Source organism: Actinacidiphila epipremni (assembly GCF_012034175.1).
GTDB classification, from domain to species: Bacteria; Actinomycetota; Actinomycetes; order Streptomycetales; family Streptomycetaceae; genus Actinacidiphila; species Actinacidiphila epipremni.
In genome coordinates, this window is record NZ_JAATEJ010000026.1 from 133,566 (window position 1) to 144,073 (window position 10,508).

Here is a 10,508-nt window from a genome sequence, read left to right on the forward strand (position 1 = left end):
TGGCGGACACCCCGCGTGAGCGTACGGTTCCGGCATGAACCGTGAGCTCGTCAGCCCCGTGTTGGTCGGACGTCGAGCCGAACTGGCCCGGCTGCGGGGGCTGTTGGAGCGGGCGGTCGGCGGGGAGCCGGTCGCCGCGGTGGTCGTGGGCGAGGCCGGGGTGGGCAAGAGCCGGCTGGTCCGGGAGGTCGTCGCGGTCGCCCGGGCGTCGGGCGTGCGGGTCCTTGCCGGGGGATGCGTGGAACTCGGCGGCGAGGGGCTGCCGTTGGCGCCGCTGATGGATGTGCTGCGGGCCGTCGCCCGCTCGACGCCCGCCGCAGAGCTGGACCGGTGCCTCGGCCCGGCCCGCCGCGAACTCGCCCGGCTGCTCCCCGAGTTGGACCCGCTCGCGGAGTTCGGCGACAGCCAGGACCGCTCGCCGACGCAGCTGCTGGAGCATGTCCTGGGCCTGCTCACCCGGCTCGCCTCGGACCGGCCCATGCTCGTGGTCGTCGAGGACCTGCACTGGGCCGACCGGTCCACCCTCGACATGGTGGCGTTCCTGGTCCAGACGGTGCAGGAACTCGGCGTGATGCTGCTGATGACCTACCGGTCCGACGAGCTCCACCGGCGGCACCCGTTGCGGCCGTTGGTCACCGCGTGGGAGCGGGCGCGCAGCGTGGAGCGCGTCGAGTTGGGCCGGCTGAGCCGGACCGAGGTGGCGATGCAGCTGCACGCGATCGGCGGTACGCCGCCGGGCGCCGCGTTCGCCGACGTCGTCTTCGAGCGCTCGCAGGGCAACGCGTTCCTGGTCGAGGAGATCGTCGCCGCGGTGGACGGCGGAGCCGATCCGCACGAACTGCCGCCGTCGCTGCGGGACGTCCTGCTCGCCAGGACCGAGACGGTCTCCGAGCCCACCCAGCGGATCCTCCGCACCGCCGCCGCGGCGGGGCTGTGCGTGGAGGAGAAGCTGCTGGAGGTCGTCGCCGGCGTCGGCGAGGCCGACTTCTACGCGGCCCTCCGCGAGGCCGTCGAGCACCATCTGCTGGTGGTCGACCACACCGGCCACAGCTACGCGTTCCGGCACGCGCTGACCCGCGACGCGCTCTACGACGACATGCTCCCCGGCGAGCGCGTACGGCTGCACACCGCGTACGGCACCGCGCTGTCCGGCGACCCCGGACTGCTCGGCCAGGACGGCAACATCGCCGCGACCCTCGCGCACCACTGGTACGCCGCCCTCGACCTGCCGCGCGCGCTGTCGGCGTCGGTGCTGGCCGGGCGGCAGGCCGCCGCCGCGTTCGCGCCGGCCGAGGCGCTGCGCCACCTCGAACGGGCGCTGCAGATATGGGACCGGGTCCCGGACGCGGTGGAGCGCGCCGGGCTGGACTGGATCGCGCTCAACGTGCTGGCCGCCGAGACCGCCTTCGCCGCCGGCGAGCCGCACCGCGGGCTGACCGTCATCGACCATGTGCTGGCCCGCACCGACCTGGCCGCCGACCCGCTGCGGCGGGCGCACCTGGTGGAGCGGCGGTCGTTCATGCTGCGCGGGCTCGGCCGCGACGACGAGGCGACCAGCCAACTGCGGGACGCGCTCGCGCTCATGCCGGGCCGGCCCGTCACCGCCACCCAGGCGATGGTGCTCGCGGCGCTGGCCAACTCCCTCATGCACGTGGACGACATGGACGGCGCGGCGGCGACGGCCCGGCGGGCGGTGGCGTCGGCGCAGGAGTGCGGGGCCTTCGCCCAGCAGGCCGAGGCGCTGATCACGCTGGGCGCCGCGGTGGCCTACCAGGGCGACGCGGCGGCCGGGCTCGCCGCCCTGCGCGAGGGCATCGCGGTCGCCGAGCGGCACGGACTGCCCGCGGTGACGGTACGGGGCCACACCAACCTCTCCGACGTCCTGGCGCTGCTCGGCCGGCACGCGGAGGCCGCCGAGACCGCCCGCACCGGCGTCACGCTGGCCGCGCAGGCCGGGCTCGCCCGCTCGTGGGGCGCGATGCTCACCGGCAATCTCGCCGAGCCGCTGCTGCGGCTGGGCCGTTGGCGCGAGGCGCTGGACCGTATCACCGAGTCGCTGACCGACGAGCCCACGGGCGCCTTCGCCAGCACATTGCTGCTGGCGCGGGCCGAGTTGGAGCTGTGGCAGGGGGACGCGGGGCGGGCCGAGGAGGACGTACGCAGCGCGCGGCGGCACTTCAGCGGCGCGGACGTGCAGTACACCGCGCCGATGGCGTACATCGAGGCCGAACTGGCGCGTGGGCGAGGTGAGTTGGGTGTAGCGCGGGAGCGGGTGCATGCGCAGTTGGGCGGTCCGCTCACCCGGGCGCATCTGCGGTACGCGTGGCCGCTGCTGTGGCTGGCCGTGCGGATCGAGGCCGACGCGGTCGCGGCGGGTGAAGTCCCGGGATTCGCCGGGTCGTCGGAGATACGGGAACGTCTGCGCGGGCTGACGCGGGCCCTTCCGGTGACCACTCCCTCGGCGCGCGCGTACCGGGCCATGGCCGACGCGGAGGCGGCCCGCTGCGAGGGGAGCGGCGAAGTCGCCGCGTGGCAGGGGGCGTTGGAGGCGACGCGGGAGGCCGAGGAGGCGTTCCCGCGCTGCTACTGCCTGTTCCGGCTGGCCGAGGCGCAGGTGCAGGACAGCGCGTACGGGCCGGAGGCCGCCGCGCCGACCGCGGCGGAATGCCTGCGCCTGGCCGAGGAGTTGGCCGCGACGACCGCCGAGGACGTACGGGGACTCGCCCGGCGGGCGCGGCTGCGGATCACCCCGCCCGCGGCGGACCCCGCGCCGGACCGGCCGAACCTGCGGATCCGGCTCACCGACCGGGAGTTGCAGGTGCTCGGGCTCGTCGCGGAGGGCCGCTCCAACGGCCAGATCGCGGCGACGCTGTTCATCAGCCCGAAGACCGCGAGCGTGCATGTGTCCAACATCCTGGCGAAGTTGAACGTCTCGACGCGGACGGAAGCGGCGACGCACGCGCACCGGCTGAGCCTGCTGCCGGCGAGCGGGGCGGCCGGGTAAGGGACCTTAGGCGGGACCTTAGGCGCGGGGGCGGCGGGCGGAAGTAGGGTGGTCGCCCGATCCGGCCGGGTGCGTCTTATCCCTAGTTTCGTTCCTGGGCGGGCCGGTGCGGTCCGCCGGGGGAACGGACTTCAGGGGAGCGGGACATGTTCAAGACGAAGGTGAAGAGGCTGGCGATGGCGTCGGCTCTGGCGGCGAGCTGCGCGGTGGGTCTGCTGGCGGCGAGCCCGTCGCCGGCGTGGGCGGGCACCACGGCGTCGTCGATCTATCTGGCGCTGCCCTACCCGCCGCTCATCGAGGTGCCCGGCTGGTCGACGGCCTCCGGGACCGGGCTCGACCTGTGGGAGCGCAACTCCAAGTACGGGACGTGGGACCGGCCCGGCGCGAACCAGCAGTGGAGCCTGCCGACGAACGGCCACGGCGGCATCGACGGAGCGGCCGGCTTCGTCAAGAACGTCTACAGCGGCCTGTGCATCGAGACCGACGGCCACGCCGGCAACGCCGTCTACCAGGCCCCCTGCAACGGCTCGGCCCACCAGCAGTGGCGCTTCGACCAGTTCCGGCTCTGGGACTGGGGCAACGGCAACTGGGCCTACTACTTCCACATCACGAACCCGTACTCCGGCCTCGAACTCAACGCCAACCAGGACGCGTACGCCAACGGCACGGCCGTCATCGTCTGGTGGCCCCAGGCGGGCGACGTCGTCGACAACGAGGCGTGGGAGATCGAGCAGTAGCCCCACACGAACCCGGGACGCGGAGGGGTCACGCCAGCGGAGTGACCGTTCACCGGCGGTGACCGTTACGCTGGGGCATGGTCGGCTCGGTCTCGGGAGGTTCGGCAGCATGGAGCCCTGGGGCTTCGGGCTTCTCGCGGTGCGCGGCCCGCACGGCCGCCCATGGGGAGGGCGACCGTGCGGGGCGTGGGGCGTCAGTGGTGGGTGCGGCGGCGGTGGGTGGCTGCGGCGACGGTGAGGGCGCCGGCGAGTACGAGGGCGCCGGCGCCGAGGGCCATCGGGGTGTTGTCGTTGCTGCCGGTCTCGGCGAGTTGGGCCGAGGGGGCCGAGGCGGCGGCCGGGGAGGCGGTGGCGGTGGGCGTCGGGGCCGGGGAACTGGCCTTGGCGGGTGCCGCCTTGACGTCGAGGGTGGTCCGCTGGGCGCAGAAGGTCGTACCGGACAGCGGCTTGGCGCCGGCGTTGACGAGGACGCAGTCGGTCAGCTCGGCCCGGTGGCCGCCGGCCGCGGCGTCGTAGGACAGGCGGATCTGGGCGACCTTGGCGGTGTGCGGCGGCAACGTGAAGTCCTTGCCGTCCAACTCCCAGATCGACGTGCCCGGTTCGGCGGAGTCGGTCTTCGGGGTGAGGGCGGTCCACCGGCCCGCGCGCTGCACCTCGACGGTGGCGTGGGTGTCGGTGAGCAGGACATGCGTGATGTTCTCGTACCCGGACGCCGTCGGGTCGGTGACCTTCGTGGTGAGGACGGCACCCGGGCCGCCCGCGGTCACGGACGCGGGTACGCCCGACAGCGCCGAGGACAGCGCGTCGACCATGATGACGTGGTCGTCCGTGGCCGCCGCCGCTCCGGCCGCGGTGCGCGAGACGGTGGTGTGCACCTTCAGCGACTGGGTGCCGCCGTTGGAGTCGCCGTTGTGGGGCGTGCCCATGGGCAGCCCGATGCGCAGCCGGACGGTACGGGTGGCGCCGGGCGCCAGGGTGAAGCTGCCGGGCAGCTCCCCCGAGAAGGCGGGGGAGTGGAAGTCGAGCGGCACCGGCTGCCAAGTGCCGTCGTCGGCGCGGTATTCCAGGCTCGCGGCGTTCTCCGGCAGCCCCCCGCCGCCGTCGAGGAGGAAGCGCAGGACGAGCGGGTCGGTCGTGGTGGTGCCGGTGTTGGTGACGGTGTCGGTGTACTCCACCGGCTGCCCGGCCAGGCCCAGTTCGGCCGGCGCCGGGGCGGACAGCGCGACCAGGTCCTGCTGCGGCCCGTCGTCGGCGAGCGCCGCCGGTGCCAGGCCGAACCCGGCGACGGCCAGCAGCAGCCCGATCCCCCCGGCTGCCGCGGTCCTCCGGGCTGTGCGTCGTGCGATGCGGTTCAACGTATCCCCCCAGGATGCGTGTCACGGCGCGGTCGGGACCTGCGCCGGAAAGGCGGAACCTGTCCGGTTCCGCAGGGCTTGACCGGTCCGGGAGGCGAGTAGTTGTGCAGCTCCGCGGGCTGTTCCACGGCTGTGACGGGAAGCGGACGTCCCGCTGACGCAGCCGCCGGAAGCCGTACGTGAGCGGGTTCGCGCGGCCGGGCGCCATGGCGGACGCCGCCCCCGGGCGGCTGCGGGGACGGCGTCGTCGTACCGGCGAAGGGCCGGGCTCAGCTCAGCGGAACAAGCTCACCGGAACCGGCTCGGCGGCCGGCCCGGCAGAACCGGCTCGGCAAGCGGCTCAGCAGAACCAGCCGTTCTGCACCCACCCGTGCCGATTGATGTCGCCGTACGCGAAGCCGTACACCCACGAGCCGTCGACCTGCTCGACGAGGAAGGTCTGGCCCTGGAAGAGCGTGCCCTGCCAAGCGCCGAGCGGCTCGGTGCGGACGTAGAGGTCCTGCGCGCAGACGGTCTCGCGGACCCCGACCGTGCCGTTGGCGGCGCCCGCCGGGAGGGCGGCGGTCAGCAGGGCGGCGGCGGCCAGGACGGCGGCGCCGGCGCCCAGGGTGGCGGTTCGCAGCATGGTGGACTCCCGCGTGTGGAGGGGACGTTGAGGAGGGTGAAGGGGCGGACGAGCCGGCGTCACCAGGAGTCGTAGCCGCCGATGCACTCGATGCGCAGATAGCCCCAGTCGTTGGGCCCGTAGTCGAAGGTGGCGGCCCAGCCGTTGTATACCGGGTGCGCGCCCGGCGTGTGGCCGATCTTCTTGCCGTAGCCGAGGGTGCGCAGCAGCCCCGAAGGGCCGCTGGAACTGTCGTAGTTGGCGTAGAAGCTGGCGCTCTGGCAGACCACGACGGCGTGTTCCGGCGGTACCGCGGCCTCGGCGGACGGCAGCAGGGCACTCGCGGCGGGCAGGGCCAGCAGGCAGGCGGCGGTGAGCGTACGACGGCGTCGCGTCATGTCACGTCCAGAAGTCGGCGGGTGTGCAGGACGGTGCGGAAGTGCCGGGTGCTCCGCGCGACACTCTAGTTTCCTGACCGGTCCCTGACAATGGAGGGACGGCGGGGCGCAAGCCCCCGGGGGCCGCAGCCGCCCGTCACACCTCGTCGAGCCAGAGCACGATCCCCGTCAGGTCGTTGAGCACCGCCGCCACGCCCGCCCGGATCGAGGCCGCGCAGCGCTCCTGCGTGAAGGAGGCCGCGTCGTACGTCGAGGACATCCCGAGGCCCTCGCCCCGGAAGGACGCGCCCGACCAGTCGGCGGCCGTGACGTTCTCCGTCGGCTCGGCCAACTCCGCGCCGACCACCAGGAACTGCTGGGAGAGGTGGTTGGGCGTGACGGTGGCCAGCGGGTCGATCAGATCGTTTCCCGCGCTGACGATCAGGTCCGGGTGCATGTCCAGCGCCCGGCTGACGGCCGGCAGCAGGTCGGCCGCGTCCTTCGCCGTCACCTTCCGCAGCGAGACATGCTCCTCGGTCGCCCACTCCTCGACCGCCGCCACCAGCGCGGCCGTCGGGCGGTCGCGGCCCGCGGTCACCAGCGCCACCCGGTAGCCCTCCGAGGGGCGGACGCCCGCCCACGAGCCCGGCGCCGGCGTCGCGGTCGCCTCGGGGCCCGGCGGGTGCGCGCGGTCCACGAAGCCGGGGCCGAGCGTACCGAGGGCGGACGGCTCGGCGTGCGGGGCCGACCAGTCGTCGCCGGCACCGCATCCGGTGGCCAGCGCGGCGGCAGCGGCCAGCGCGGCGGCGGCCAGGAGCGAGGGGCGGGGCACGTCGTCCTCCGAAAGTCCAGAAAAGCCGGCGGGGGGTGTGCCGCCATCCTGCTATGCCGAGCCCCGCGGGCGCCGCCGCGAAGGCGCCCTTCCCGCGCTTGTTGTTCCAGCATTCGCCAGCAGGCGTAATTCCGTTCACCCGGTGCGTGCACCGTGCGCTGGCAAGCAACAGGTAAAGAGGAGCACCATGTCATCGCCAATACGACTCGGCGTCGTCGCGTTTCTCGCGGCGTTGGCCGCCTTCCTGGGCATGGCGCAGCCCGCGTCGGCCCACGGCTTCAGCTCGGTGGTCTACGTCGACATCACGTCCGGCGACGACGGCCACCTGCGCACGAAGCTCCAGCTCGAATACGACCTCTACGTCGTCTCCGCCGCCGACGCCGGGCACGACGACCCGCTCTTCGAGGCCGGCACCGCCGCCTTCGACGCCGGCGACGCCAAGGCCGAGGCCGCCGCGCTCGACGCCCACCGCGGCACCGCCCTGGACTACGTCCGCAAGCGCTTCTCGGTCGGCTCCGCCGGCACCGCCTGCACCCCGGAGCAGGCCGGCGGCTTCACCATGGGCCGCCAGCAGGGCGTGCCGTACGCGGTCCTGCTGCTGGACTGGACGTGCCCGGAGCGCGGCGTGGACCACGACGTGCGCAGCGGGCTGTTCCCCGACGCGGAGACGTACGTCACCGGCACCCGGACGATCGTCACCTACGACGTCGACGGGCGTACGGGCAGCGCCGCGCTGGACGCCGCCCACCCGACCTTCTCCACCCACCAGGCCTGGTACGAGCGGTTCTGGGAGTTCTTCCGGCTCGGTACCGAGCACCTGCTCACCGGCACCGACCACATCCTGTTCCTGCTCGCGCTGATCGCCGGCTCCCGGCGGCTGCGCGAGGTCGTGCTCGCGGCCACCAGCTTCACGCTGGCGCACTCGGTGACGTTCATGCTCGCCGCGCTCGGCCTGGTCGACGTGCCCTCGGGGCTGGTCGAGCCGGTCATCGCGCTGTCGATCGCGGTGGTCGCCGGCTGGTACCTGTGGCGGCTGTGGCGGCACGGCGACCGGGCCACCGAGCTGGAGCCGGCCGGCGGCGGGCACTTCGGCCTGGACCGGGCCGGCTGGACGCGGCTGGCGGTGGTCTTCTGCTTCGGGCTGGTGCACGGCCTGGGCTTCGCGGGCGCGCTCGGCATCGACAGCGCCTTCTCCTGGACGCTGCTGTGGTCGCTGTTGGTCTTCAACGTCGGCATCGAGGCCGTGCAGCTCGCCCTCATCGCGCTGGTCTTCCCCGCGCTCATGCTGCTGCGCCGCCGCGCGCCCACCGCGGCCCGCCGTACCACCGCGGTGATTTCGGCGGGGGTGTTCCTCATGGGACTCGTGTGGTTCACGCAGCGCGCTTTCGGGATCTGATGCCGGATCAGTAGTTCTCGGCACCCGCCAAGTGTTTAGGAATCGCAAAGACCGTATTTAGTGTTGGTTAACCACGCGCTGAAAGCTTGACGGTCCCCACTTCAGGTACATTCCGTACGCAGAAGGAACAGAAACCGATGAACTTGAGACCCTCGACACAAGCCGCCGAGCTTGTGCGGCGTCGCGTGGCCACCGGGACCACCGCGGCGCTCCTGGGCCTGACCGTGGCGCTGGGCAGCGGCCTGGTGTCGCCCGCCGCCGCCGCGGAACCCACCGCGATCACCGGCGTCATCCTCGGCGTCGGCGCCGACGAGACCCAGCGCACCGTCAGCTGGTACTCCTCGGCCGACACCGCGCAGCAGCTCCAGGTCGCCCCGACCGCCTCGGTCGTGAACGGCGAGTTCCCGGCCGACGCCGCGACCTTCGCCGCGACCGGCACCGTGAACATCGCCAGCAGCGGCGGCTACAACCGCCATGCGACGATCACCAACCTCAAGGAGCACACGCCGTACTCCTACCGGGTCGGCAGCGCGGGCAACTGGTCGGCGACGTACTCCTTCAAGACGCAGGACTTCGAAGGCAACTACGACTTCCTGTTCTTCGGCGACCCGCAGATCGGCTCGTCCGGCGACGTCGCCGAGGACGGCGCCGGCTGGCAGGACACCCTCGACGTCGCCCTGGCGGCCAACCCGGACGCCGAACTGCTGGTGTCCGGCGGCGACCAGGTCGAGAGCGCCAACAACGAGCCGCAGTGGAACGCCTTCCTGGCACCCGACAAGCTGCGCCAGTACCCGTGGGCGGCCACCATCGGCAACCACGACGTCGGCGGCAAGGCGTACGAGCAGCACTTCGCCACCCCCAACACCGACAAGTCGGGCGCGTACTACTCCAACGGCGACCCGGCGTCCAACTCCTCGGGCGGTGACTACTGGTACATCTACAAGGATGTGCTGTTCATCGACCTCAACAGCAACAGCTACGCCACCTCGCAGGGCGGCGGCGGCGACGCGGCTCACATCGCCTACGTCACCGACGTCATCAACAAGCACGGCTCCGAGGCGAAGTGGAAGGTCCTGACCTACCACCACGCGATCTACTCGCCGGCCGACCACGCCAAGGACTCCGACAACAAGACCCGGCGCGTGGACTTCCCGACGACCTTCTCCAAGCTCGGCGTGGACCTGGTCCTCCAGGGCCACGACCACAGCTACTCGCGCAGCTACGAGATCAAGAACGGCCAGAAGGCCAACCCCGACGAGCAGCCCGGCGAGGCCCAGCTCTACCCGGGCCCCGGCGGTGTCGTCTACGTGACCGCCAACTCGGCCTCGGGCTCGAAGTACTACGACATCACCAAGCCCGACAACAGCGGCACCAGCGGCGCCGGCAACGGCGCCGACCCGCTCAACCCGGACAGCTACTGGTACAACTCGGTGCAGAACCAGGAGCACGTCCGCACCTACGTCAAGGTGCAGGTGCGCAACGACCAGCTCGTCGTGCAGAACGTCCGCAGCGGCACCTGCGCGGCGCCCAACTCCGCGGTGGAGAAGGGCAACTGGTGCAACAACACCGCCGAGGGCCAGCCGGTCGGCTCCCTCGTCGACAACTTCACCGTGCACAACTACCACGGTGACGGCCAGGACATCCAGGTCAACGTCCCCAACGCCGCGCCGGGCGAGTTCGGTTGGACGATCGACGGCAACAACGGCCTGGTCGACCTCGGCACCGCGGTCGAGCAGGGCGGCGACCACTTCGAGGCGAACGGCAGGATCAACCCGATCTCCGTCTCCGACACCCGGCGTTCGCTCGCGCCCTGGTCTATCTCGGCCAGCGTGAGCGACTTCCGGGACGCCGGCAAGACCTTCTCCGGCTCCTACCTCGGCTGGTCCCCGCGCGTGCTGCAGGCCGGCGCGGGCGCGCAGGCCGGCGACACGGTCGCCTCGGGCTACACCGACCAGGGCAAGGGCCTGTCGGTCTCGCGCGGCCTCGGCTCCGCGGACCAGGGCCACACCCGCGGTACGGCCAAGCTCGGCGCCGACCTCGGCCTGAAGATCCCGGACAGCGTCGAGAAGGGCAGCTACCAGGCCACCCTCACGATCACCGCGCTGAGCAGCTGAAGCTGAGCAGCTGAGCAACTGACCAGCTGAAGCAACTGAGCGGCTGAGCAGCTCAACCAGCCAGGGGCGGGCGCCCGCGTACGGGTGCC

At 72.6% G+C, this 10,508-nt stretch carries 8 protein-coding genes; 4 read left to right on the forward strand and 4 right to left on the reverse strand.

Features of this window, described 5'->3' with window-relative positions; translation table 11 throughout:
• Nucleotides 1–34: 34 nt before the first annotated feature.
• Both HCN08_RS27415 and HCN08_RS27420 read left to right on the forward strand, forming a co-directional pair.
• Nucleotides 35–3,004, forward strand: coding sequence for a helix-turn-helix transcriptional regulator (locus tag HCN08_RS27415; RefSeq protein WP_167985936.1), 2,970 nt, complete (start codon nucleotides 35–37; stop codon nucleotides 3,002–3,004).
• 146 nt (nucleotides 3,005–3,150) lie between these two features.
• Entirely contained in the window at nucleotides 3,151–3,741 is a 591-nt protein-coding gene (locus HCN08_RS27420; protein ID WP_167985937.1) for an RICIN domain-containing protein, read from the forward strand.
• A gap of 194 nt (nucleotides 3,742–3,935) precedes the next feature.
• Here the strand turns inward: HCN08_RS27420 and HCN08_RS27425 are convergent, their stop codons facing one another.
• From HCN08_RS27425 to HCN08_RS27440, 4 genes are all read right to left on the reverse strand, one after another.
• A complete protein-coding gene (locus tag HCN08_RS27425; RefSeq protein WP_240970488.1) occupies nucleotides 3,936–5,096 on the reverse strand; it encodes a hypothetical protein in 1,161 nt (386 codons plus the stop codon).
• Between the two features lie 340 nt (nucleotides 5,097–5,436).
• Nucleotides 5,437–5,721, reverse strand: coding sequence for a hypothetical protein (locus HCN08_RS27430; RefSeq protein WP_167985938.1), 285 nt, complete (start codon nucleotides 5,719–5,721; stop codon nucleotides 5,437–5,439).
• Between the two features lie 59 nt (nucleotides 5,722–5,780).
• A complete protein-coding gene (locus HCN08_RS27435) occupies nucleotides 5,781–6,098 on the reverse strand; it encodes a hypothetical protein (protein WP_167985939.1) in 318 nt (105 codons plus the stop codon).
• Between the two features lie 136 nt (nucleotides 6,099–6,234).
• Nucleotides 6,235–6,909 carry a type 1 periplasmic-binding domain-containing protein gene (locus HCN08_RS27440; protein WP_167985940.1) on the reverse strand — a complete coding sequence of 225 codons (675 nt, stop codon included), beginning with the start codon at nucleotides 6,907–6,909 and terminating at the stop codon, nucleotides 6,235–6,237.
• A 187-nt stretch (nucleotides 6,910–7,096) separates the two neighbouring features.
• Between HCN08_RS27440 and HCN08_RS27445 the strand changes: the two genes are divergently transcribed.
• On the forward strand, nucleotides 7,097–8,305 hold the full coding sequence (locus HCN08_RS27445; RefSeq protein WP_167985941.1) for a HupE/UreJ family protein: 1,209 nt from the start codon (nucleotides 7,097–7,099) through the stop codon (nucleotides 8,303–8,305).
• Nucleotides 8,306–8,442: 137 nt separating this feature from the next.
• On the forward strand, nucleotides 8,443–10,419 hold the full coding sequence (locus HCN08_RS27450) for a purple acid phosphatase family protein (RefSeq protein ID WP_167985942.1): 1,977 nt from the start codon (nucleotides 8,443–8,445) through the stop codon (nucleotides 10,417–10,419).
• The last annotated feature ends 89 nt before the right edge of the window (nucleotides 10,420–10,508 follow it).